Origin of the sequence: Bacillus cereus group sp. MYBK227-1, from assembly GCF_051916325.1 — a bacterium.
GTDB lineage: Bacteria > Bacillota > Bacilli > Bacillales > Bacillaceae_G > Bacillus_A > Bacillus_A cereus.
In genome coordinates this window covers 1-770 of record NZ_JBQAGK010000030.1, presented here as the reverse complement: position 1 = coordinate 770, position 770 = coordinate 1, and the positions used below count along the sequence as shown (strand labels likewise).

Genomic DNA, 770 nt, shown 5'->3' with positions numbered 1-770 from the left:
TAAGATGGGTTGTTATAAATCCATTGGTTACCGCCAAGATTTAACCAATCACCTTGTTTTCCCCATACTTGATATGCTTCTCCTTTATTTAATTGACGGATAACACCATAATTTGTTGATGGTCCACTTCTTAGGTTGACGTTAAATCCTTCAATATAAGCTACTCCTGTTTCTCCTACAATGTTTTGAGATGGTTCTTGTGGTTTTGGTTTAACTGTAACTGTTGCGCCTTCATACGCCTTTTGTACGTCCGCTCTGAATTGTGATTCTGATACACCATGACTGCGAAGGTAATCAATCGGATCTTCGTGGTCAGTTCCACCTAATTTGTAAGTAATATCTTTATGTGTCCATAAACCTTTGCTTGGATGAATTCCTCTATCTTTTAAAATCTTAGCTAATAGTTTTACATAACGCTCGTAAGAAGATTTAAATTTATCTGGGTTGCTAGTTTCAGAAAGTTCTACGTGAACAAATCTTTTATTTGCAGATGGTCCAGCACCGTAAGCCACATATTTTGTATCAGAAATTTGGACTGTTTCGTTCCAATCTACAGCATAATGTACAAATGCATTTCTCCATGTTCTAGCTTCATAATTTCGAATGTTAATAGCTGGTGCTTCTGGTGTTGCTGTACTATGTGCCACAACGCCCTCATAAGCGCCCACACCGTAGCGATATGCTTGTTTCGGTAAGTCTTGGATAATTAGTACTCTATCGGCAAAAGAAGCCGTAGCAAACGAAAATAAGAGTAATAGAGTCATAAATAA

The 770-nt window shown here is 37.5% G+C and carries 1 protein-coding gene; it reads right to left on the bottom strand.

Annotated features, from left to right (window positions below; all coding sequences use genetic code 11):
• Positions 1-770, bottom strand: a 770-nt coding sequence (locus tag ACTFRM_RS31190) for an N-acetylmuramoyl-L-alanine amidase (RefSeq protein WP_440043884.1), incomplete at both ends; no start/stop codon positions are given.